Below are 22,568 nucleotides of genomic sequence, written 5' to 3'. Positions count from 1 at the left end.
GTCTTTGAATAATTAAGGTATACCCTATATTTATTTATTCTCCAGGGGCAGACGCAGCAAAATGCGGGTTCCTGCTCCGGGCTCGCTCGTGATGGAGAAGGTGAACGAATCCCCGTAGGTGATTCTCAGTCTGGTGATTACATTCTTCATCCCGATCGAATCACCCATGGCGGACGCATCCTCCAGGTAATGCATAAGCTCACTGATTTTTGCCTGGTCCATGCCTACGCCGTTATCTGCAATGACGAAGACAATCTGCCCGTTCTCCTGGGCGATCTGAATGTTGATATACCCGATGCCGGCTATATTCTCAATCCCGTGAATACTGGCGTTCTCCACATACGGAAGGAAGGCCATCTTCGGAATTTCAATGTCGAGCAGTGACTGGTCCACCTCGATGTGATATTCAAGCTTGTTGTCGAAGCGGTATTTCTGAATCTCCAGGAAGCTCTCGATTAATTCAAGCTCCTCGCGGATCGTAACGAAGCTGCTCTTCCACATGATTGATTTGCGGAAAATCTTCGCCATGTTCTGAATCGTCCGGGCCGTCTGAGTCTCGCCCTTCATCATACTGCGCATCCGGATCGTCTCCAGCGCATTGAACAGGAAGTGAGGGTTGATCTGGCTGTGCAGCGCATGCAGCTGAGCCTGCCGTTGCCGGAGCTCAAGCTCCTTCTTCTGGATTTCTGCAACATATACATCATTGATCAGGTTCTCAATGCGTTTACTCATCCGGTTGAACTCGACGGTAAGCTCGCCAATCTCATCCCGCTCCAGGTGGTAGGGGATGAGTCCGAAGTTTTTGTCTTTTACAGACTTCATATGCCTCAGAATGTTCTTAATACGCGTGTGAATAGAACGCGACATAATCATAATTACGATGGTAGGAACCAGGAAGTTAATACCGGCAAACCAGAGGATAAATTGCCCGGATTGTCTGACGTCAGACAAAATAAGGGTCTCATCCAGGACGCCGTAAATCGACCAGCCGCTTAGATAGCGGTTATTCTGGTAAGTTTTGTCGATTACAATGGCCTGCTTAGGCTTGGGAATCTCAGTTGGGGTCAGGGTGTGCGCCGCAGTAATCAGCCCGCTGGGCTGACCGCTGGAGAGACGGCCGAAGCGGGCCTGGCCCGACGGGTCGAGAATATAGAAATCACCGCTGAAGCTGGATAAATCCAGAATCTGCCGGATATAGTTCATGTTCAGGTCGATTTTGAGCACATGCTCGTAGGTCTCCAGCCTGCGGTCGGTAAGGCGCTGGATCACGCTGATGCTGTCGGGCGTTACATAGAGATGAGGGTGGGTGTTACTGAATTGGCTAATTTGCTTATACCAGTCCTGCTGGCGCATACTGTCCTCCAGCTTAATGATATGGGCTGAGGCCAGAACGGTTGGGTTGTCGGTCATAATCACCGAGGAGCTCAGCACCTTGTTCTCTTTGTCGGTCCGGTTGAACAGATTCGATATGGCATTCAGCGACTCCACATAGCGGTCCGTTGAAGCATAGGTGGTATTCAGATGCTGGATCAGCTGCCGGTCAATAGAGTAGAGGTAGGATATGCCTGCTGCATCCTCAATCACGGTCCGCAGCTCAGCCTGCAGCAGATTCATCGCCTGCTCGGCATCCGCGGTCTTCTGATTCTTGATATTGGCGGTGGTCACCTGATAGAACATTACATTGGTCAGGATGATCGGGATGAACACGCATACAATGTAGATGACAATCAGCTTGCTTCTAAGCTTCATATGATTCAGACGGAAGTTGAACACGGCAGGGAGCCTCCTTATTTACTGCCCAATCATCATATTGCGATAATCGGTCGGCGTCATATTCTCAAGCTTTTCAAACTGGGTGGCAAAATAATCCGCATTCTGGAAGCCGACCAGCTCCGCGATTTCGTACATCCGCTTCTTGGTTTGCCGCAGCAGGCGTTTGGCCTCCTCAATCCTCAGGGACAGCAGGTATTCATTGAAATACACACCGTAGGTTTTGCGGAATAACTGTCCAAGATAGACCGGGTTCATATCAAAATCGGCGGCAATACCCTTGAGGTAGATATTTTCACGGTAATGCCCGTCGATATATTTTTTGATCCGCTCAATATTGCCTTCGCTCTTGCCGCCGCGCTTCTCTGCGATATATTCTGCGGCTTCGGCGATAAACTGCTGGAATATCTGCTTCAGCTGCTTCAGATTGCGGTATTTCAGCGGCCAGTTCAGCAGCTCATGCACCGATTGCAGCGTATTCTCGTCACCTTCGAGCTGCCGTATAATATTAATGATGGCAATCATGCTGCGCCGGATCGTGTTCGTCACCGCCCCGGGGGCGAAGTAGCGCTCTTGGAACATGGTGAAAATAGCGTCCACAGTTGAGCTGTAACCCTTGTTGTCATTGGCTTCGACCTCGTAAATCAGCTTACTGTGCAATCCTTCATCGATGTCGAAATAGTATAAGGGCAGCTCCAGCAGCTCGTCCGCCATATATATGCCCTCGAAGCCGGCGGCAAAACGGTACTGGAGACATTGCTCGGCACTGGCCCCGGAGTCTGCAATCTGCTTGAGATGGCTTACCTTCCGGCCAACGAACAAAGCAATGCTTGTTCCAACCTCCCGTTCCAGTGCATCCAGCATCGTGCGGTAGTCTCCCCACGGAGATGGATTGGGTTCATCGATCCAGTGGCCGGGTACGATCACCCCGTATTGATTATTCGTGCGTACATGAAGGAGCAGGGTCTGAGCCTCTTGCCGGAAGTAACGCAGCAATGAGTCCTTCAGTGCAGGCAGGTAATCGACTTCTCCGGCGGGGAGCTGATCCTGCATTTCTGCGATGAGATACGTATAGGAAGAGGTGAGAGGAAGCTCCAGCGCGTAGGCGATCCGCCCCATGACCTGGTCGTCGGGTTCTGTCTGCAGCAGGCTTTCGATGACCGTCTCGACCAGAGGCTTTTCACGGGTGATGGAGAGAAGCTGCTTCTTGTTCAACATATGGGCGATTTTGCCTAGGGCTACTGTAAGCTCCTGTTCGTCAACCGGCTTGAGGATATAATCGGACACATTGTACCGGAAGGCTTGCTGGGCATAAGAGAAGTCGGCATATCCGCTCAAAATAATAAAAATCGGCTCCTGCACAAGGTCCGTCTTCACTTTCTTGATCAGTCCCAGCCCGTCCAGCACGGGCATACGGATATCGCATATCACCAGCTCCGGGTTCAATTGTTCAATCAGGGTAAGCGCTTGCTCCCCGTTCTCGGCCTCACCGCAAATTTCGAATTGCGGCGAGCATTCGCTTAGAATCCGGATCAAGCCCTTCCGCACAAAAACTTCATCATCTACAATCAGCACCTTATACAATGGACTTCCTCCTTGGGGTTATTCTGGATTGCTTAGTCGTGTTCCATTCTCGGTCAAGTCGCAGTGTGATCATTATAAGCTAATTCCCTGACAGAATTCGAGTGGAAACGACTTTTTATTCTAGCATCTGCTGGAATATCCTCTTAACATGAAGAGCCTGCATCGTTAGACACAGGCTCTTGGGTATTGTATTTTCCGCTATGCGCTTAGAACACAATGTGCCAAAGCGAGTTGCGCGGGCCAAATGTATGCGGAAAACCGAACACATATCGACTTACGGGCGACCTAGACTACTCCTATCCTGCCGCATATGGAAGCATCCATCCGTACTTTTACGAACTCTGCGTGCTCAGTATGTCTCTTCTGCGCTCAGCATGCCTCACCCTGTGTAAGCCCGGATGCTCCGCATTGGGTGAGCCGGGTCTTTCCCGTATAATAGTAGACGTTACGCCGGATGTGACTTTAGAGCTTCTGTCTGGCGTATGAACTCTAGCTTCAGGAAGGGAATGAAGAAACGTTGACTTATACGAAACTGTTGGAACGAAAAGGCGAAATTCTCAAGCGAACCGTGGAAACCTGGATCATGAAAGAGAATCGTGACGGGCTGGACCGTCAAGAAGCCCATATCTACAGGAATATGGTCAAGGAGCTTCATCAGAATGAGCAGGAACTCCATGTGGCACGTGTGGAGGAACTGGATAAGAGCCCGGATTCGGACCTGGATGGAACAGCTTCCGCTAAGCGCGAGCTTGTATCACAAGGTGTATGAACCCGGTAGCCTATGAAGCTGTATTATTACCAAATCATACAATGAAAAAAGCCGCCCGGCTTCGCTTGATGCGAAGGAAGGGCGGCTTTTCGCTGAAATAAACTTCATGTCAGGGCAGCCTGATCCGGTAACAGCTGGCAGCGGCCACCTCTGTGCCTTTGGTCGTAGCGAAGCTATAGTGATCGCTGAAGGCGTAACGATTCCCGCCGCGAGTTACCCAATTACCGCTCACAGCAGCGATTTTGCCGTGAGAGATAGCGTGTTCAATCTTCAGTGCAGTGAGCTCAGGAACTGAAGCTGATCCCTGGTGAACGGCAGACAACGGATAACGTTCGCTGCCTATAAGTTCTACAACAGCATCGGCTGTCAGCAGATGGCCTAATGTCTTGGTATCTCCAGTGATAAGGGCGACTGCTAAATCTTCAGCCAGCTTATTCTTTGGTGAATTGCCGCACATGCCGCTTAATTGTATTTCCATTGCTTGTGTCTCCTTCAATAATGTGTGAATGGACAGTCTAAAGTCTCACTATACGCCGGTAGACTAGGCAATCCATCAGATCCGGCCAATCCAGCTCGGCTTCATAAGGATCGCGGAAAGCGGTCGCGGTTGGGAGATACCCGAGAGCGACACCCTGGCCGCCGTGCAGATTGCAGCCGCCGTCGCCGCCCTTGCCGGTGATGCCGTCCGGTGTGAGAACCAGCTCCTTTTTGTAAGGATCGCCGGGGAAGAGAAGACCGAACGCATTCGGCAGCTCAAGCGGGTAGGGGCCTGAATTACCGGTCTCAGCAGAACCGGATACATGCCTAAGACGTATGGATTCGTCAATCTCTTCACCCCACGGGAACAGTGTCCGTGCCCCTGCGCTGTACAGATACTCCCATTCATCCTCAGTCGGCAGGGTGAAGCCCTCCGGCAGCTCCGACTCGTACCATTCTTCGAACGATTCGCTGTCATCGAACAGGAACACTACGATCTGTTCCCCGTCCCGCTCCAGCCGGAAATACTGGGAGTACTCATAGCTGGTGTGCGGACCCTGACGGAACTCCTCTATAGCTTCGAGAATATCCCTGTCTTCTTCAGGGTCCAGCTCCTCAACCGCATATTCATACCAGCCTGCGGAAATAGGGTGACGCTGGACAAGCACTGGTCCGATCACAGCCTCGCGGACAGGAGACATCTCCGCATACATATGTGCATCCGCCCGGCCCAGGGTCAAAGTGTCGCCCGGTACGTACACATATTCACTGTCCTCATATCTGAAGACACCTGTTTCTATGGACTGTCCGTAACGTTCGAACCTTTCGAGGCGCAGCCATATGAAGCCGGCGGGCAACTGCTTAATCACCTCCTGCATCCGGTGCTTTTTCTCTTCGTTCGTTAATTGCCCCCATGTGGCGCGGTTCCATGCTTCCATGTCATACTCTCCTCCCGGGAATCGGCATTGTCAGCCTGATTACTGTCATTGTAATGGACAGCCCGGGTTACTGGCAAACGCGCCGGGAATGCGGCCGGACACACTGGTTAGATAGCATCCATTTATAACCTGTCCTTATGGTTGGTGTGCTCATATAATAGTTTAGATTGGAACACAAATACATAGACAACGAGGGATGGAAGTATGAAATCAAAACGCTTGAAATTTTTCACCGCAGGCTTTGCGCTATTACTGGCGGCACAGGTACTGCTTCCCGGGCGCTCATCGGCGGCAAAAGTTATGGAACAGCTCCCTAAGCCGGAATGGAGCTATACGCTGCCGGATGGCCTTAGCTTCTGGGGCACTATAGACACCTTACAGAGCAAGCAGCGGATGTTCATTCCGCTAGTCAAGACCGTAACGGTGTCACCGGGCAAGACGAAATCTTCCGGCATGCTGTACTCATCCATTGACCGCATTAACGGTTCTGCCAACTGGGTATATGACTATTCGGACATGGCCAACGACAAGCCGTTCACTGCTCATCGTTTTTATTCTGCCAGTAACGGCTACAGCTATTTCTATAAAATGTGGGGCGGCAAACCCTATGATCTTACCGTTGTTGATCCGAACGGCAAACGGAAATGGACCAAAATCATAACCGGGTCCTACTCGCCGGTGGTGCTGGATAACGGAAATATTGTGATTCTAACCTTGGTTAGCGGCAATGTCGCTTCTCGTGGTATTACCGAGTACAATCAGGACGGGAAGCAGGTACGCAAGCTTAAGCTGACCGGCAACTGGACCGCAGGGATGCTAGAAGTGCTTCCAAACGGGTATGTGGTGCATACTGAATACGATAAAAATAAAGTTAGCGTATACCGGAGCTTGGGCGCTCTGACGACACCGCTGGCTACCTACACTGTTCCCAAAACGGTGAACAACCCCTATTTCCAGGTGCAGCCGCTCCGTGGAGGGTCGTTCCTGATCCAGATGAGCAGCGCGGATACCTGGCTGCTACTCGGCTATGACGCTAACGGCACCAAGAAGTGGGTGCGTCCTGTGAACAAGATGGATCGGATTGATACGACAGGCAACAACTATCTGATCCGGAGCGACAACGTCTACAAATTGTACAGCAAAGACAACCAATTGCTTGGTAAACAACAGATCGGTGAAGCCGGGGACCGCGAATGGTACAGCCGGATAACGCCATCGGGCGAGATTACGGTCGAGAAGCAGTACCAATGGCAGGAGCGTCCGGCTGTGATTGATCCTGAGACCTTTGAGGGGGATATAGCGAAGGAAGATTTCTATGTGCTTGACCCGGCGAACCTGCAGATCAAATATCATCTCTCCACAAGCTGGCATGACTACGAAACCGGGCATAATTACATTTATGCGGGAGACGGGGAGCTGTACATTTCAAGGAGTTATGCGCCTAAGACGATAAGCAAATATATGTTAAAATAGCACGAGCCGAGCATATGCCTCCGAATGATAAAAACAACGCCAAGCGGGTGATCCGCTTGGCGTTGTTTTGGCATATTCCGCTACTCCAGCTTGAACTGCCGCAGCTCCTCCTCCAGCTTCAGGGAGATCACGCTCAGCTCCCGGGATAATTCCGCGACCTGTTCAATACTGCCAAGCTGCTCTTGTGTGTTGGCGCTGACCTCTTCGGTGGAGGCGGAATTCTCCTCGGTGGTGGAAGAGATGACCTCAATCGCCTGCAGGATTTCATCCTTATGCTTGTGGACAATCGAAGTGTTATTGCTGATCTGCAGCATCCGAACCTTCAGCTCCTCGAGGTCACTGTTCAGGCTGAAGAAGAGCTGCTTCGCATTCTCTACGGAGTTGGCGTTCTCTTCAGCAATCGTAAGGTTAAGCGTAGTGTGTTCTACGGACAGGTTTGTTTTTTCCTCAATGGCGCTGACCTTCTTGTATATTTCCTCGGTAGCCCGGGCCGTCTGCTCGGCAAGCTTACGCACCTCACCCGCCACCACGGCAAAACCTCTGCCATGTTCACCTGCCCGGGCAGCTTCAATGGAAGCATTCAGAGCGAGCAGATTGGTCTGGGTGGCAATTTGATTCACTGTGCCTACGATACCCGATATCTCATGACGGCTCAGATCAATATCCTCAATGAGGGATGACATCGCCTGTGTGGATCTGTGATTGTCTTCTGCGGCTTTGGAGAGCTGTTCCACCAAGTCAAGGCCTGAACTGCTGAGCTGCGCAGAGGTCTGTACCATGGTTCCTACAGCCTTGGCTTCACTGGTGATTTCGTCAATTTGATCCGATAATGCACCGGTTTTGTGGAGAATGCTCTCGGATTCAGCGGACTGGTAGTTGGTGGCATTTGCGATTTCATTGATGGCCGTAGCCGTTTCGTTCATAGTTATCGCGGTTTTGGTTGAGATGGCTTGCAGGTTGTGGGAGGACTGGGCCAGCACCTGAGTCGTATTATGGATGACCTGAATCATGCCTTGAATCTTCTGGACCATGCCCGCAATGCCATGAGCAATCTGTCCGATCTCACCCGTGGAGGCGTCACTCAGCTGAACCGTCAGGTCTCCGTCTGCAATCCGTTTGATAGCGGCCAGCAGTTTTGGAATGGAGCGTAACAGGTAGCGCAGTGTGAGATAACAGATGAACACCAGGACAACAGCGGCGACAGCAAAACCGGTAATGGTTGTCCGGGTGAAGGCCGTCAGCTCGCTAAGCGCCTCTTGCCGGGTAATGGTTAAGCCTACAGACCATCCGGTATCCTTGCTGGTGGCATAGCCGATATAACGGGGGTCACCATTATCATCAATAAGCGATACGCCGGATTCGCCGTTAATCATTTTTTTACCGATGGCTCCGAAATCGCCCGGACTCTCTGTAATTTTCTCCTTCAGTACCTTGGCTTCATCCGGGTGGTAGAGAATATCGCCAGAGCGGGTAGCCAGAATGGAGAACCCGGTGCTTCCCAGGGAGTAGCTCTGCATGATCTGCGGGATGTCATCGAAGGCAATATCTGCGGCAATGAAGCCGATCATTTGGCTGCTCTCATTCAGAATCGGATAGAAAATGCCCATCAGCATTTTGCCACTAATGACGTCGGCGTAAGGTTCAGAATAATAGAGACCCTTGGATTCGGATACAGGCTTGAAGTAGGGGCGGGCGCGGATATCAAAGTCCGATTTAGAGGTCAGACCGTCATGTTGGAGGAAATATCCCTTCCCGGATAACCCGGCCACCCAGGCATCTGCGAAGGAGGGCTCAGACTTTACAATGTCTGCCAGTGTGGCGAGTGCTTCTGCGGCGTGGGGGGAAGTGGTGATTTGATCTGCTGTAGTGCTCTCAATATATTTTTGAAAAATCGAGTTGGTGGACATTTGTTTGACCAGTGAGCCCTTCTCCTTGAACAGGGCATCGAACTGGCTGACAATTCCCTGTGTCTTGGTCATCAGCATCGACTCTTGCTGGCTTACTAGAATGCTTCGGGTGCTGGAATAGAAAAAGGTACCCAGGATCGAGAAGACGACAAGAATAATGACTAGCAGTACAATGGCCAATGTGTTGGCAATGCTGGTTGAGCGGACTGGCCGTTTTGGAATTAGCTGTGACATAGGTCATCTCCCGGATATGTATTAGAGCGAAAGCTCTTAAATAATATGTCGGAATATGGCGGATATTCTTGTAGAGTGAAGTATGTTATTTCACAGAAAAAACCGGCTGGGAAAAGGTTCCAAGCCGGTGAGTAGTCTATTAGGCCGTGCCGGTTAAATGATAGGACATCCGCCGCAATAGTCATGATCCGCTCTTAGCTGGTAGGCCAGACAGCAGGTAGCCTTCACAGATATCGCATCGTGCGGAGGGTGGGGGTCTCTCCGGAACTTGGGTGTGATACGGAATGGATTGCTGCGAAGTCCGAATGCCTCCGGCGTCAGCTCCCAGAGTACAGCTTGGAATTGCCTGTGGATCTGGCTGCGGCTGCACTCATTGGAGGCGTCAAGAGCATCCTCTTCGATAAAAGTATACAACTGATTATAGACATGCTTCCACAGCATCACCGCTTTGGTCTGTGAAGCCTCGGCAAGCGCAGCTATAATTGGTCTGACCTCGTTCGTGTAGAACAACCCTAGCTCATCTATGATCTCATTTCCATTTCTGTTCCGGTTGTAGATACCCTCCCGATGGTTATGGATAGGGAAGGCGAATTCGGGATACCCATCCGTGCGGACGAGCTGCACAGACAGGTTATTTAGTCGCAAGGCATGAGCCAGCGGGTCTGCAGCTGTGAGCAGTGCGTATTTGGCTCCGCAGATCCCGGCGATCCATGTGCAGAAGATGGCTGCCGCTATACGTTTATCCTCAGTCCCGAGCATGGAAGCATAAGTGGTAAGCAGATGCTCAGCATGTGCGGGCATACATAATTCTGTCAGTCGTAAAGTAACCACTGCGTTCTCAATAGGTTCGGGGAAGATGAAATACCGTTCAGCCCCCTGGAGCCCGTCAGTGTTGCCCATCTGAAGTCCCCCTTTATTTGGAGTTGCCTTCAAAGGCCTGAAGCACCGCATCCACCGCATAACGGTTAGCCAGAGGAGACATCCCCAGGTTGAACCAATCCTTGCCGGCCATGGTGTAGAGCTGGTTCTTTTTGACCGCCGTCATGTTCTTCCATAATGGACTCTTCAGCAGATCTTCATAGGTTTTCTTCACCCCGGCATCGTCCTCGTTATTCAACTGAAGGAAGATGTGATCGGGATTATACTCCGGCAGCTTCTCCAGGGAGATGGATAGGGAAGGATCTTTAGTCGGGAAATTCGGGATCATCTCCAGCCCAAGCGTAGTGTGAAGGAATTTTCCGCGGTCAATCTGATCCCCGTAAAGAACGAAGCTGCCCGGCATCACCATCATGTACATCACCGTTTCATTACCCACCAGATCATCCAGCTTCTGCTTGGCTTCTGCCTCTTGAGCCTCCAGATCCTTAATTACCTTCTCTGCAAGCTCCGTCTTGCCGAGTACCCCGGCGATATCCTTCAGCTCATCCCGCCAGTCATCGCGCTGCGGCAGCAGAACCGTCGGAGCGATCCCCGACAACTGGTCATAATCCTTAGCCGACCACCATGTAGGGGCGAGGATCAGATCAGGATTGGCAGAGAGAATCATTTCAAAATTCGGAGTTTGGGCTATGCCCATCTTCAGCGTATCCTTGAAGGGCTCCTCTAGATAAGTTGGGAACTCCTCCTGGTAGTTCTGTACAGCAACGGGCGTAACCCCCAGGGCCTGCAGGAATTCCGGGTAGACCACAGACAATCCAATCACTCTGGCCGGGTGGGCGGGGATTTTGATCTCGCCTTTCTCACTGCCTACTACCCGGGAATCTGCTTCAGCGTCTGCGGCCACCTTGGCCTGTCCACTGTTGTTGGAGCAAGCCGTCATGACCAATGTTAATACTATCGCCATGCAGAACACCATTCTTTGTCTCATCTGTCGCATATCTTCACTAACCTCCTGAGTATCAATACCTGTCTTCCCACCTGAGAGTGAGAATCAATATCACTGTTAGGAGTATAAAACAATCTGAAGGATTCGACTATTGACAATCACGCCAATATTTCATGTCTGATTACGCCAGAGTGCCAGTGCGGAGTCAAGAACCAGCTCCTGGGTGAACGAGTTATACTCTGTCCAAGGGTAGGGAGGGAGGTATTCGATTCGTGAAAACCCTGCGGGATCAGGGGGCAGCAAGGACTCTCTGTCCCGGAACTCAGACCATACGGCCTGCGAAGCTGCATCCTCATCCACTATGAACAGCAGCTTGTCCGCATCTGACGACCACAGCTCCTCCGGGGTTAATGTCTGATTGCTCAGTCTACGATCCACAACGGACGCCGGAATGAAATTCAGATCATCATAGAATACCTCAGCTAAGCTTCGGGTAGACAACACGGTGATGGACTGCCCGGATATGCGGGCAAGGAGCAGCTTGCCCATGGCTGAACCTTGACCTAATTGCGCCCGGATGCTCTTGGCCTTACGCTCATAGTTGTTCAGCCAAGCGGCTGCTTCCGGTGCTCTGCCCACGCATTCTCCAATGAAGTGTAATTGCGTGCGCCAATCCGTCTGGAGCGTAGACACAAAGAACGTGGGGGCGATCGCCTGAAGCTGCGGTAGCATCCTCCGGCTGACCGATGGTTCCAGCCCCAGAATGTAATCAGGGCGTAGGGAAGCAAGCTGCTGGATGCGGATAGCGTCATCTAGGGCAAGCGGCAGCACCGCATCTGTCTCATATTTACGGCGGTAATATTCTGTCCAGGGATGGTCAGCCGGTGCGGCGCAGGGAATAATATTCAGGGTAAGCAACGTCCCAATCAGGCTGCCGTGGTAGGCAACGATCTTCAGCTTGGCATTCCGCATGAAGGTCGCGGGAGCTACACCGGTAATTTGCTTGAATTTGCGCCGGAAATAAGGAACGTCCTTGTAACCGACATAAGCGGCGATATCCTTCAATTCATAATTCGTATGCGGCAGCATAAGACTTCTTGCTTGTCTGATCCGGTATTCGGTCAGGTACTCGATCGCGCTGAGACCATAGGTCTGTTTGAACAGCCGGATGAAATGCCTTACGCTAATGCCCGCTTCCCCAGCCAGCAGGGAGATGGACAGCTCTTCACGGTAGTGCTGTTCTATATAGGTCTTGGCGCGTTCCATAATCGTATCGGTATCGCTATCGCTAGGCTGCAGCTGCCTGGCATCGCTGAGCAGACTGAACAGCAGCTCATAGAATCTGCTCTGGGCAAGCAGCTGCTGTAAGGGGTCAGTACTGCCAAGGGAAGCGGTGATAGCCTCGCAGTGTTTGCTGTATGTAATCGTTGACTGAATGGCTATGTTTCCTTCCAGGGGGAAGGGGACATGAAGCTCAGTAGAGTGAACCTGCTCCGGTTGTTCAGGCCGACAGGGCTGGCTTAGCGCATCGAACCGCAGAATGAATACACTCTGTTCGCCTGTATCCTCCATTGAGGCTTCAATTAATTGCCCCGGCTGACAGACGAACACACATCCCGCCTTTAATTCGTAGTATTTGCCGTCCACTATGATGGAGCCCTGCCCCGCAATGGGAATCAGCAGCATATACGATTCCAGAAATTGCAGCCGCAGCGGCCACTCTCCCCCTGGATTACTGCCATGTGTGATGCTCCGAAGCCTGAACCACATCTGATCAAGCTGTCCGAAGGCACCCGCAGGCGGGATTCCATCCTTACTGTTCATTCTTTGCACCCCCGTTCGCTATACGCAGCTTCAATTCATAACATGTATTATATCTCACTTGATGGGCACATCCTATTTTGGAGAGGCGTAGACACCCTGATCGAGCAGGTGCCGAAGCTGCAGGAATAGACACTCTCCTCAGAATAATGAGAAGAGTGCCTTGAAGTCACAGGATTCCCCGCATAACTAATTCAGTCATTTTCAGTCATTAGAAACTCCATCCGTTGTTAAATCAGGTGAACTTTTTTCTGGCGCAATGAACTCGTGAATGATGTGACGGAAGGATTCGTGATTATCATAGCTGTTGTACATGCGCCAGGCCAGTGTGTGGGAGCTGCCAAAAAATAACCGCTCAAACTGGATTTGTCGCCCCCCGAATGCACCCGCTCCCAGTTCCCAAGCAAGCCGGAATAGAGCGTTTCGGAACCGCGCCTCCGAAGCCGTACCCTTCAAATACTGGCTGAGGTACGCACCAGCGCTTGTATCGAAGTCGGACTCCGAGAGGATCATGATGAGACCGCTTGAACTGAGATTTTGAACCATTTCAATCAGTTCTGGATAAAACTCCGAAAAGTGAACGGACGAAGCCAAAAGTGGACCTTTGTCTGGAACGAGATATCCGAATTTGTCTGGGGAGGCCCCTATTTCAGAAGCAAGTCTCAAGGCTTTGAAGGTCTCTAAATAGGTTATCGTTCTGGAAATAGGCTGAATAGTATGGGGCTCAGGGATAATGTTTTGTTCTTCTGCCAAAGATTCCAGCAACCCGAGAAAGAACTCTGTTTTTGCAATATAGCGGGTGTTGATTTGATGGGCCAGATGCGTATGGAAGTGACTTTCGCCGAATAATCGGGAACAGTACATTTCATCTCCGTAATAAAATACACGGTCATGAGGGATAAGAACGCGGTCAAATATGACTAGTGTATCCATTTCTTCATATCTTGAGCTTAGCGGATGATCGTAGGCAGATGAGGCTGCGTAGCTTTCACGGCAAAAAAAAGTCATCCCGTGCAGATCATTAGGCACTGCAAAGGCAAACGCGAACGGATTATCATCATCCACAAACGAGGGGGAAGGGGTCGGGAATACAAGCATTTCATCGCAGGTAGCCCCTTGTGTTGCCATCATAAAAGCACCGGTTACAATCATCCCTTCATCATTGATTTCAACGACTTTAGCAGCGATAGAATCCTCTGTAGCATCAAGCTGGCCGGATATTTTGCTTGCTTGAGGCTGGATGAAGGCATGGGATAAGGTAATGTCATGATCCCGGCAGTAAGCATAGTACTTCCTGAGGTTCTCAGCAAATTTCGGATTTAGCTCCTCAAGGATATCGGCCGCTGTAAACAGAGACATGAGGGCTGTATTCATATAATCCGGCGAACGTCCTAAAAACCCATGATGGCAGCTGGACCAGAGTTCAATCATTTTTCTGCGGCGCTGTAAATCTTCAGCATTCTTGGGTGGAAGAAAAGATAGACCAACAGGCTCTCCTGTAGCGGGTGAAGGGTAGGTCATCTGTGCTAAATAACGCTCATCACACTGCATGTTGTACATTTCGGCTTGGGTTTGTAGGAGACCTTGAAATGCGGGATGCTTGGATAAAGGGCCTTCGATCCGTGTTCCTTTGTAAAAGATATTGATATTTTGCTGGTCGATACGTTCGATGTATTGGCTACCTGTTTTAATAGGCACACGGTTCACCTCTTTAAAAGACAGCTTTCACTAAAAAAAGCCGTGATATTGCTGTTATTATACGTAACCATGATCTGCTTTGTACATTGTCCGTAGATCGTGTGAGAGAGCCCTAATCCATCTGCAATTTCAGTGAGCCCGAATATGTTGTATAGCATTCTTTTACCGCCTGCTCCAAAAAAGATATAATTACGTTAATGCTCCATTCCAGATAGAAAAGGTGAACCACGCTATGAATCCATTTATGAGAAAAGTCAATGTTCCTTACGTCAAATTCCGCAAAGCCAACACCCTCCGAAATGACTCGACCCAGCATGATTGGCAGCACTGGGCGGGCTACCGGGATCAGATTCAGCAAGTTCTGGAGCGAACGCTGGAACATAACCGCTGCGGGCGCGGGCATATTTTACTGCTCGGGGCCGGGAACGGAAACGATGTGCCCATTTCGTATATCGAGTCTATATTTGAACGGATCACGATCGTCGATATTGATGAAAAAGCGCTGGACCGTTTTCTGGCCAAGTCGGCACACCCGGAAAAATACGAACGGGCAATCATTGATCTGACCGGAGTAGGAACGGAAGTGTCTTCACCGGATGACTTGAAAGCAAAGGTTGACGATTTGCTGCCCAAGGTGGATTTTTCGCCGTTGCATCCTCCTTTTGACGTGGTCATGAATTTATGCTTCACGACGCAGCTCATTTCCGCCTTTTTTTACCGGAAGAAAAACAAGGTTGCCCATAAACCGGAATTCAGCGCTCAGCTGGATCGGCTGCTTGAACGGATTCATATCAACATCTTTCAATCTTTACAGGGCCTCCTGGCAGCGGACGGGGTGATTGTCCATTTAACCGATACTCTGCTGTTGCAGCGCGTATCAGCAACCGGCTATACCAGCCCGGCTACTGTGAAGACTCTGGAGCTGACGGGAGGAAATCTCCGTGAAAACTTGGACCTGATTTACGGGCATCTGCCGGAGATGGCACAACAAGGCTTGTGCCTGCCGGGAGCATTTGTCCACGTTCATCCGCAAATTATGCGGTTGTATAAAGTTGAATTAAGGTTTTCGCTGCTGTGGGAGTTCGTCCATGATGAATACGAAGACAGGGATTACTTTGTGAGTGCGCATGTGCTGACCAAACTGCAGTAGGAGGTAGCCGGACCGGTCATAGGTAGACCTGACGAAGGGGAGTGGGGGCTGCTAACCCGGAACGTTTGCAAGTTGTTGACAGGAAAGCCCAAAGAGGGCTGGGAAAGGTCACTTCCTCCTAACCTTTCCCAGCCCCCAAACCCGCGTCCGACGCGGCTCCTCGGTTCTTATCAGTCGCTTAGCTTTCGATAATTATGCTGTCCAGTTTGAGATTAACCGGATATGCAAGGGTATCTCCAACTGGGCATTTGCTTTCCAGGAACCGTACAAATTCTTCAACCTGTTCTTTGGGCGAATCTGTTTTGATTCGGAATGTATACCGAATGTCAGAATAGCCCGGACGTACCTCCGACCTGTTGAAAAAGCCATCCAGGTCAAGATCGCCTTCTACTTCCACGAAGAAATCCTTGAGGTTCACGCCGAATTTAGGCGCATACACTCTGGCCACGATAGACTGACATGCTCCCAGCGAGGCCAGCAAAGCTTCGACCGGATTCATTCCGGTATCGGTTCCGCCCAAGCTTTTGGGCTCATCGATAATAAACTCAAAGCTTCGGGAGGCTACTTTCACTTGGACTCCGTCTTGCAAATGCGCAGATGCTTTAAAGGTTTGGAGAGCGGCCATTTTTTAAGTCTCCTTTTGTAGTTTAGTTAATATTAAATCACACTAATCCGCTGTGATTATTTTAATTTGGATGCAGCACACTGTCAATCCTTAAATTACTAACTTGTCGAACTCAGGAACCGCGCGCGCGAAAATGCCAAAAAAGGGCCGTGGGCAGCCTGCCTCCCGGCAACCTGTCACAGCCCCAAAATTCGAGTCCGATGCAGTCAATCGGCTCTTACTCGTCTCCTGCCGCCACCGGGTTATCTTCATAGCTGATCCAGTCACTCCAGCTCCCCGCATACAGCCGCACCTTCGTGTATCCGGCCTTCTCCAGCGCCAGTATATTCGGGCAGGCTGTAACACCTGAGCCGCAGTAGACGATGATCTCGCGGTCTTTGTCGAGTCCGTCAAAATGCTCCTCAAGTTGCTCCGCGTTCTTGAAGCTGCCGTCTGCATTCTGCGTATCTTTCCAGAAGTAGTTCAGGGCGCCCGGAATATGTCCGGCCTTTTTGTCCAAGGTCTCGTTCAGCCCGCGGTAGCGGTCATTCGCGCGGGAGTCGATCAGAACCGGGAGAGCGCTAGGTGAGGACGATACACCTGTGCCATCATTCGTCTGGACCTCAGCTTTTGCAATCGTTCCAGCACCTACCGTTTTCTCCGAAACCTCCCGCACCTCATCAACTCCCGCCAGCATCTGCGGCTGAACATTTGCCACGAATGAGCTGGGCACGCGAATCGGCTGATGATCTGTTACCGGATATTTATCCTCTTTCCACTGGCTGAAGCCGCCCTCCAGAATGAAGACCTGCTCATGCCCAAGGTAGCGCAGCAGCCACCACAGACGGGCGGCATTCATGCCGTTCTCATCATCATAAGCGACAATCCGTGAACCGTTGCCGATTCCGAGCTTGGACAGCCGGGATGCCAGCACTTGCGTGTCGGGAAGGGGGTGTCGTCCGCCATGCCCGCCTACAGGAGCAGACAGGTCGAGTTCCAAATCGAGATAGACCGCGCCGGGAATATGCTCTTTATTATAACGTTCTTTGCCCTCCTGAGGCTTGCCCAAGGTGAACCGGCAGTCTACGATGGTCTGTTCCGGCTCATAGAGTCTGGCTAGCAGCCAGCGTTTGCTTACAGTAGAGTCCATAGGTATACCATCCTTTGCTAGTGTTATATGGTGTCTATTATAGCGGATAATTAGTTGCCCGTATAACGGTACGGCTGGCTGATCATTTGACACGGTCCTGATCTGATTCTACAATGGCTGGATACATAACCTACTATGAAAGGGGCACAAGCCTACGGAAGCCATCGTGAGTCAGGTCTGGCCTGAATGGAAGGGAACCTTGCGCAAACGGAGCGGGGGCTGGAATAATACAACGTATTTCGTGGAGAGCGGGGAGCGCCGCGCGGTGCTGCGTATCTATGACACACATAAGGATAGGAACAAAATAGAGTTCGAACATACGGTGCTGCTGAAGCTGGCCGCTGCGGGTCTGCCGTTCAGTACACCTCTTCCGATCCGAACTGCCAGTGGAGAGACCTTGGTTCAACTTGAAGAGAGCGGGAAATTCGCCTGCTTGTTTGCTTACATCGAAGGGGAATCCCCGTCCGGGCAAGCTGCGGATTACTATGAGTCTTTTGGAGAAGCGGCAGGCATCTTGTCCGCTGTACTGGCTGAGATCGATACGGGCATTCCGTCCGTATACCGTCCATACTACGAGCTGCGGACCTCCTATCCGCTATGCACCCGTGAAGCGCTGCATGGTCTGGTGACGGACCCGCCCGAGTCTCTGAAGGAGCTGCTGCCGGAGCTTACCCTATTAGTGGATGCTTACGACAATGTGGCTGACTCTCTGGAACAGCTTCAGAGCCTGCCGCATCAGCTGGTGCACGGCGATCTGAATGCTTCCAACCTGTTGGTGGATGAAGCGGATACGGCCCGGGTGACGGCGCTGCTGGATTTTGAATTCTGCACCCGGGATGTACGGGTTATGGATGCTGCTGTAATCCTGTCGGCCTTGCTCAGTCATGAGGACTCAGAGCGGATCATCCGTGATTTCTGGAGGGGTTATAACAGCAAAGTTACACTGACTCCCGAAGAACTGGCAGCTATTCCGGTGCTTATGCTCCTGCGCAAGATAGACGTATTTCTGCATTTTGTCACCCGCTACTGGGAAGGGACCGATGAGGTGAATGTCCTGCAGCAGCAGGTGAGGGAGCTGGCGGCAGAGGTAGCTGCGATGTAGGCGGGAAGCTGCAAGTGTAGGCACCAGGACCAGCAGCAAAGGCAAGTTTGCGGTTGTACGTTTTTAAGTAATAACATTTAGAGTCCTGATCGGATTGCAGCTTCCAGACCCCGGTTCTCACACTATGCAGCCTGTAGTTTGCCAAGACCTGAAAGCTGCCAATGTTAGACTGAACCTGCTCGTACAACGCTGTTGGATGGATATCCAGTGGCTTCATATTCTGTTGGTCCTCCTCGTGGAATGCCATATTTACCATAATACACCTTCTGGCGCGATCGTGTGGCCTTAAGCCTTCACTCCAGCCAGCCCTCCGCCGTACGGATATTAATAATTCTGCGGGAGGCCGGGAGATAGCGGAGGGCGGTTATGTGCGGCTCGTAAGCCAAAATAAGGCTATTCATATAGCCGTTTACACGGAATCTTCCCTGGTTCGAGGTGTCTACGACGAGCGTGCAGCTGCTGTTGGGCCCACAGCTTTTGTAGGTGTTGGTAATCTGGACAGGCTTCTCGGTGAAGCGGCTGCTTGTCCAATACTGCACCAGATCGGCTGACTGCTGTGGAGCCTGGAAGACCAGGGTAAGCAGCAGCAGGACGGCAGCGGGCCAATTCAAGAAGCTGAAGTAATAGAAGAAACGGTAGCCGCCTTTGAATTTATCTTTGGCTCTGACCGTAATGAGGTACAGCTTCAAGGTTAACAGGATGCCAGTGAGCCACAGCAGCGCAGCTTGCACGGTTTTGGCCGTAATCAGCCCCTGCTGCACCCCAAGTCCCAAGGCTGTGACATAATAGCGGTCAGCAAACGCCAGTGTGTATAAGGCAAGAGCCCCTACAGCCAGGAGCCAGAAATACTTTTGGAAAAACGGCTTGAGATGCTGCTGCGCAGTATTCTTCACCGGCCGGGAGGGGGCAGGGCCTGGCGCGCCCGAGTTCAATTTTGTACTGGAAAATTTAGATAGTCGCAATTTGATCTTCTCCTTGATGTAGTTCTTAACTATTTAAGACACACTAAAGAAATTTACAAAAAGCAAAAAGAAGCGGAGGGGAAAGTTGGAACTGTAGGAGCGGTAGCGACCGCCTTTGTGTTTGAATTTCTACCGCTAACAGTGGTTTTAATCAGGAAAATTCAAACACAACAGCGGCCGGAAGTCCAAATGTTCACCGCAGCGACGACCAAGCTTTGAGTTCTAATCTTAAGTGAGTCTTTAATAATAGTTTTTCCATGATTACCCGTATTCTAATCTATTGAACACAACAGGGCACCCTCCGGCTAGGCGATACCGGAGGGTGCCCTGTTCAGCGTGCGTATTCTGTTAGATTAAGCGGTAGCCTGCTGGAAGATCCCCGCTGCTGCGGATACGGCGGATCTGGTCCAGCGTCAGTCTCTGGTTGGTAGAGATGATCGATTCTACGTCATTGCCGGAAATGAAGTCATCCAGATCACGGATGCTGTGGTTGCCGCGAAGCACGCGGAAGCTGCCTCTGAAGCGGGTTCTGCTGAACAGAACGAGTGTAGCATTGCTGCTGGTGGAGAAGAAGCGGAGGCTTTCGATGCCATCCAGAATATTGTCCGTATCGCGGATACCGAGATTGCCTCTGTAGATTCTGCTTCTTCCCCGGAAGTTTTCTTCACTATACACTGTGAGTCTAGGATAAGTCTGCGAGATATGAACCTCTTTGTTCATGTGTATTCCTCCTTGAAGCGGTTTTGGCAAAAGCAGCATGATACTGCCACCTGCAATACTATTCTATGTATGCTGATAGCGATTGGTATGGTTAGAACCCCTGCACGGATAGCCTGTTTACATAGTGCTTCAGGAAATTTTTCACAAACCTGCTTTACAAACCAAAATCACTAGTGTACTATTTAACTAACACACCAATACAACGATGAGCATACACCTGTTTCAGCTCAGCAACAACCTGTGGAATTGCTATTCCACCCATACCTATCTTCACAAGGAGGCTGTCATGAATTCAACCGCTCTTAAGGCTCAGGGGCCGTCTGGCCCGGCGCAAGAACAAACCGTCCTGGAAATGCAGGGCGTCAGTAAAGTGATTAAAGGTAAGGCCATTGTAGATAACCTAAGCTTCAAGATTCAGAAGGGAGAGATCGTCGGGCTGCTGGGACCAAACGGCGCCGGCAAAACGACCACCATCCGGATGATGACCGGACTGATCCGCATGAGCGGAGGGGATGTTCTGATTCACGGGCACAGCATCCGCAAGGATTTCAAGCAGGCGATCTCACAGATCGGGGCGATTATTGAGAATCCCGAGTTCTATCCGCATATGAGCGGGTACGATAACCTGTTGCAATATTTACGTATGAGTGACGGAGCCGGGGCATCGCGGATCAAGGAGGTCGTGGAGCTGGTGGGACTGCAGGAGGCGATGAACAAGAAGGTTCGGGCCTACTCACTCGGTATGCGCCAGCGTCTGGGGATTGCTCAGGCCTTGCTCCACTCGCCGAAGCTGCTCATTCTGGATGAGCCGACCAACGGGCTGGACCCCGCCGGCATCCGGGAGATGCGCGACTATATGCGGAGAATAGCAGAGGTAGAGGGCATTGCCATTCTAATCTCCAGTCATATGCTGGCCGAGATTGAACAGATCTGCCACCGTGCGGTGGTCATTCAGAACGGCAAGCTTGTAACGGTGACACAGCTTACGGAAGTGCCAGAGGCGCAGAGTGAGGTAACGCTTGCTATCCGGGTAGACAAGATTGAAGCTGCACGGACTGTGGCCGGAGCCCTGCAGGGCGTCAAAGTCACTGAAGCGGATGAAGCCCATTCCGAGCTGCATGTGCAGCTGCCGGATGGAGCTGTACCGGAGCTGGTGGCGGCACTTAGCGAAGCCAAGGTCGGCATATACCGGATTACTGAGAATAGACAAAGTCTGGAAGAGGATTTCCTGAAATGGACAGGGGGCAACCGCATTGCGTAAATTTAATCTGCTTGTGCTGAATGAATGGCTCAAAATATCGAAGAAACGCAGCAATATCATTCCTTATGTCATCCTGCTGGTGCTGTCGCTGGCAGTGGGCTATATGACTCGTACATTTGCCGCAGATATGTATGCTTCAGCGGCGGATTTTACAGCGGATTCCCTTCAGCCCAGAGGCATTGGCCAGCTTCTGGCCATCCTGATCATCGTCGGGACGGCGGGAATTGTATCCAGGGAATACAGCCAGGGAACGATCAAATTTCTGCTGATCCGTGCCCGCAGCCGCACGGCGATTCTGGCTTCCAAATATGTAACTGTACTGCTCTATACACTTAGCATGCAGGTAGTTGCGACGGTGGGGCTTTTTCTCTCAGGAGCGGTCTTCTTCGGATTCAGCGGAGGGGAAGCAGGAATCAGTGAGATCCTTACTTCGCTGCTGTATTCAACTGTCTACTGCACCGTCTACGCTACGATCGGGTTCATGCTGGGGATTCTGACGAAATCAACGGGCGTAACGATCGGGGCGACCATCTTCGCCACCACTATTGATAAGCTGGTTATTTCCCGTGATTTCTACAAATATGTGTTGTTCCCTAATCTAAATCTTGCAGCCTATCAGGATGGCGGGGCACCGATGCAGGGAATGACACTGAGCTTCTCCATTATCCTGCTGTGCATCTACATGGCGCTGTTCCTGCTTGCAGGCTTCGCCGTCTTCAGACGCAGGGATGTTGCTTGATGGTGATCGAATTCGATAATAACCAGCCGATTTATCTCCAGATCATGAATTACATCAAGGGAGAGATTATCACCGGCAAGCTGAAGCCTGGAGATAAGATTCCTTCTGTCCGTGAATTGGCCGCTGAACTGCAGATTAACCCGAATACCGTGCAAAGAACATTTCAGGAACTGGAGCGTGAGACCATCGTGGAGACCCGCCGCGGTATGGGCAGATATGTGACCGGAAGCGAAGAGACGATTCTGACCATCAAGAAGGAGATGGCACAGGAGGTGCTGGACCGTTTTATCCGCGGAATGCAGGAGCTTGGCTTCCAGGGCGAAGATATACTAACTGCAGTGGCAGAGAACATTCACCAGCGGGACCAAGAACAGGGGGAGTAAG

General features: G+C 51.2%; 20 protein-coding genes. 7 read left to right on the top strand and 13 right to left on the bottom strand.

Features of this window, described 5'->3' with window-relative positions; all coding sequences use genetic code 11:
* Nucleotides 1-30 precede the first annotated feature (30 nt).
* On the bottom strand, nucleotides 31-1,773 hold the full coding sequence (locus MKY96_RS14005) for a sensor histidine kinase (protein ID WP_340941129.1): 1,743 nt from the start codon (nucleotides 1,771-1,773) through the stop codon (nucleotides 31-33).
* Between the two features lie 18 nt (nucleotides 1,774-1,791).
* On the bottom strand, nucleotides 1,792-3,345 hold the full coding sequence (locus MKY96_RS14000) for a response regulator (protein ID WP_340944559.1): 1,554 nt from the start codon (nucleotides 3,343-3,345) through the stop codon (nucleotides 1,792-1,794).
* Nucleotides 3,346-3,922: 577 nt separating this feature from the next.
* On the opposite strand from MKY96_RS14000, the gene MKY96_RS13995 reads away from it, so the two are divergent.
* The gene (locus MKY96_RS13995) at nucleotides 3,923-4,123 is read left to right on the top strand and encodes a hypothetical protein (protein WP_340941128.1); all 201 of its coding nucleotides are present in this window, start codon (nucleotides 3,923-3,925) and stop codon (nucleotides 4,121-4,123) included.
* 109 nt (nucleotides 4,124-4,232) lie between these two features.
* Here MKY96_RS13995 and MKY96_RS13990 read toward each other — a convergent pair whose 3' ends face one another.
* On the bottom strand, nucleotides 4,233-4,601 hold the full coding sequence (locus tag MKY96_RS13990; protein ID WP_340941126.1) for a hypothetical protein: 369 nt from the start codon (nucleotides 4,599-4,601) through the stop codon (nucleotides 4,233-4,235).
* Between the two features lie 37 nt (nucleotides 4,602-4,638).
* Nucleotides 4,639-5,538: a formylglycine-generating enzyme family protein gene (locus tag MKY96_RS13985; RefSeq protein WP_340941124.1), complete on the bottom strand. Its 900-nt coding sequence runs from the start codon at nucleotides 5,536-5,538 to the stop codon at nucleotides 4,639-4,641.
* Between the two features lie 204 nt (nucleotides 5,539-5,742).
* Between MKY96_RS13985 and MKY96_RS13980 the strand changes: the two genes are divergently transcribed.
* Complete coding sequence (locus MKY96_RS13980) at nucleotides 5,743-7,011, top strand: hypothetical protein (RefSeq protein WP_340941122.1); 1,269 nt, start codon at nucleotides 5,743-5,745, stop codon at nucleotides 7,009-7,011.
* Nucleotides 7,012-7,091: 80 nt separating this feature from the next.
* On the opposite strand, the gene MKY96_RS13975 is transcribed toward MKY96_RS13980, so the two are convergent.
* The 5 genes from MKY96_RS13975 to MKY96_RS13955 form a co-directional block, all read right to left on the bottom strand.
* Entirely contained in the window at nucleotides 7,092-9,152 is a 2,061-nt protein-coding gene (locus tag MKY96_RS13975; protein WP_340941120.1) for a methyl-accepting chemotaxis protein, read from the bottom strand.
* Between the two features lie 153 nt (nucleotides 9,153-9,305).
* Nucleotides 9,306-10,052 carry a (2Fe-2S)-binding protein gene (locus MKY96_RS13970; RefSeq protein ID WP_340941118.1) on the bottom strand — a complete coding sequence of 249 codons (747 nt, stop codon included), beginning with the start codon at nucleotides 10,050-10,052 and terminating at the stop codon, nucleotides 9,306-9,308.
* Between the two features lie 13 nt (nucleotides 10,053-10,065).
* Nucleotides 10,066-10,995 (bottom strand): ABC transporter substrate-binding protein, encoded by a 930-nt coding sequence (locus tag MKY96_RS13965; protein ID WP_340941116.1) that lies wholly within the window; start codon nucleotides 10,993-10,995, stop codon nucleotides 10,066-10,068.
* Between the two features lie 153 nt (nucleotides 10,996-11,148).
* On the bottom strand, nucleotides 11,149-12,801 hold the full coding sequence (locus MKY96_RS13960) for a helix-turn-helix domain-containing protein (RefSeq protein WP_340941115.1): 1,653 nt from the start codon (nucleotides 12,799-12,801) through the stop codon (nucleotides 11,149-11,151).
* A gap of 201 nt (nucleotides 12,802-13,002) precedes the next feature.
* Entirely contained in the window at nucleotides 13,003-14,496 is a 1,494-nt protein-coding gene (locus MKY96_RS13955; protein WP_340941113.1) for a 4-hydroxyphenylacetate 3-hydroxylase family protein, read from the bottom strand.
* 244 nt (nucleotides 14,497-14,740) lie between these two features.
* Between MKY96_RS13955 and MKY96_RS13950 the strand changes: the two genes are divergently transcribed.
* Nucleotides 14,741-15,646: a hypothetical protein gene (locus tag MKY96_RS13950; RefSeq protein ID WP_340941112.1), complete on the top strand. Its 906-nt coding sequence runs from the start codon at nucleotides 14,741-14,743 to the stop codon at nucleotides 15,644-15,646.
* A gap of 178 nt (nucleotides 15,647-15,824) precedes the next feature.
* Here the strand turns inward: MKY96_RS13950 and MKY96_RS13945 are convergent, their stop codons facing one another.
* Nucleotides 15,825-16,271, bottom strand: a complete 447-nt coding sequence (locus MKY96_RS13945; protein ID WP_340941110.1) for an OsmC family protein — start codon at nucleotides 16,269-16,271, stop codon at nucleotides 15,825-15,827.
* Nucleotides 16,272-16,488: 217 nt separating this feature from the next.
* Nucleotides 16,489-17,400, bottom strand: a complete 912-nt coding sequence (locus tag MKY96_RS13940; RefSeq protein ID WP_340941109.1) for a sulfurtransferase — start codon at nucleotides 17,398-17,400, stop codon at nucleotides 16,489-16,491.
* 166 nt (nucleotides 17,401-17,566) lie between these two features.
* Between MKY96_RS13940 and MKY96_RS13935 the strand changes: the two genes are divergently transcribed.
* Nucleotides 17,567-18,502 carry a phosphotransferase enzyme family protein gene (locus MKY96_RS13935; protein ID WP_340941107.1) on the top strand — a complete coding sequence of 312 codons (936 nt, stop codon included), beginning with the start codon at nucleotides 17,567-17,569 and terminating at the stop codon, nucleotides 18,500-18,502.
* 293 nt (nucleotides 18,503-18,795) lie between these two features.
* Here the strand turns inward: MKY96_RS13935 and MKY96_RS13930 are convergent, their stop codons facing one another.
* Complete coding sequence (locus MKY96_RS13930) at nucleotides 18,796-19,395, bottom strand: hypothetical protein (protein WP_340941106.1); 600 nt, start codon at nucleotides 19,393-19,395, stop codon at nucleotides 18,796-18,798.
* Between the two features lie 417 nt (nucleotides 19,396-19,812).
* The gene (locus MKY96_RS13925) at nucleotides 19,813-20,184 is read right to left on the bottom strand and encodes a hypothetical protein (protein ID WP_340941105.1); all 372 of its coding nucleotides are present in this window, start codon (nucleotides 20,182-20,184) and stop codon (nucleotides 19,813-19,815) included.
* 286 nt (nucleotides 20,185-20,470) lie between these two features.
* Here MKY96_RS13925 and MKY96_RS13920 point away from each other — a divergent pair, with 286 nt between their 5' ends.
* From MKY96_RS13920 to MKY96_RS13910, 3 genes are read left to right on the top strand one after another with little or no spacing between them, the layout of a single operon-like run.
* The gene (locus MKY96_RS13920; RefSeq protein WP_340941103.1) at nucleotides 20,471-21,445 is read left to right on the top strand and encodes an ABC transporter ATP-binding protein; all 975 of its coding nucleotides are present in this window, start codon (nucleotides 20,471-20,473) and stop codon (nucleotides 21,443-21,445) included.
* Nucleotides 21,438-22,184 carry an ABC transporter permease gene (locus MKY96_RS13915; RefSeq protein ID WP_340941102.1) on the top strand — a complete coding sequence of 249 codons (747 nt, stop codon included), beginning with the start codon at nucleotides 21,438-21,440 and terminating at the stop codon, nucleotides 22,182-22,184. Before MKY96_RS13920 ends, MKY96_RS13915 begins: the two co-directional genes overlap by 8 nt.
* Nucleotides 22,184-22,567 carry a GntR family transcriptional regulator gene (locus tag MKY96_RS13910; protein ID WP_340941101.1) on the top strand — a complete coding sequence of 128 codons (384 nt, stop codon included), beginning with the start codon at nucleotides 22,184-22,186 and terminating at the stop codon, nucleotides 22,565-22,567. The genes MKY96_RS13915 and MKY96_RS13910 overlap by 1 nt, the downstream gene beginning before the upstream one ends.
* Nucleotide 22,568: the final 1 nt, after the last annotated feature.

The organism is Paenibacillus sp. FSL R7-0302 (genome assembly GCF_038006885.1).
In the GTDB taxonomy this organism is placed as follows: domain Bacteria; phylum Bacillota; class Bacilli; order Paenibacillales; family Paenibacillaceae; genus Paenibacillus_AQ.
The sequence above is the reverse complement of the archived record's forward strand: the minus strand, read 5'-3'. Positions and strand labels throughout refer to the sequence as shown.